This window comes from Fulvivirga kasyanovii, assembly GCF_009711405.1.
In the GTDB taxonomy this organism is placed as follows: Bacteria; Bacteroidota; Bacteroidia; order Cytophagales; family Cyclobacteriaceae; genus Fulvivirga; species Fulvivirga kasyanovii.
The window spans coordinates 1-718 of record NZ_SMLW01000106.1 but is presented as its reverse complement, the minus strand read 5'-3'; the positions used below and the strand labels follow the sequence as shown (position 1 = coordinate 718).

The window sequence follows — 718 nt, the reverse complement described above, 5'->3', positions numbered from 1 at the left end:
TTGCACCCAAAATGAATAATCAGACATGAGGCTCGTACAATTATCCCGAAAATTAGGTGTCACGCAAAATGAAATTGTTGATCTGCTATCAAAAAATGGCATTAAGGATATCGAAGGCAGCAATGCAAAACTTGATGAACATGCCCTTGCCCTTATCATGGAGCACTTCGGGAACGATTTAGATGTCGGGACAGAAAGCACTGATTCTCCTCAGAATGAAGCTCCTACACAGGAAGTAGCAGAAAAGGACAGTATAGTACAGCACCATGAAGAAAAGCAGGAGGCGACCGCCATTCCGAAAGAGCCGGAAGCAAGAGATGAAGCTAAGGTAACAGAAGAAATTACAACCGCCGAAGTCCCTGCTCAGGAGGCGACCGAAGAAGCTACCACTAATCAGGAAGTTGAGGTGATCAGAGCCAAAAAGATCAAGCTTGAAGGCATAAAAGTGTTGGGCAAAATTGAGCTTCCCGAGCCTGTGAAAAAGGAGCGAGACGAGCCAAAAGAAAAGCCTGCTACAGAACGAAGACCACGACAAAAAAGAAACCCTGGGGAGAGGAACGGAAAAAAACAAAATGGAAGGCATAAAAGAACCGAAACCTATGAGCAGAAACAGAAGCGACAGGAAAAGGAGGCTCTGAGGAAGAAAAAAGAAAGGGAGAAAAAGCTAAAAGAGAAAAGGAAAGCATACTACGAGCAACAGGTTAAAACCGACCTCCAG

The 718-nt window shown here is 44.6% G+C and carries 1 protein-coding gene; it reads left to right on the top strand.

Going from position 1 to position 718, the window contains the following annotated elements:
- Window positions 1–25: 25 nt before the first annotated feature.
- Window positions 26–718, top strand: a 693-nt coding sequence (locus E1163_RS00195) for a hypothetical protein (protein WP_425482657.1), incomplete at its 3' end; no start/stop codon positions are given.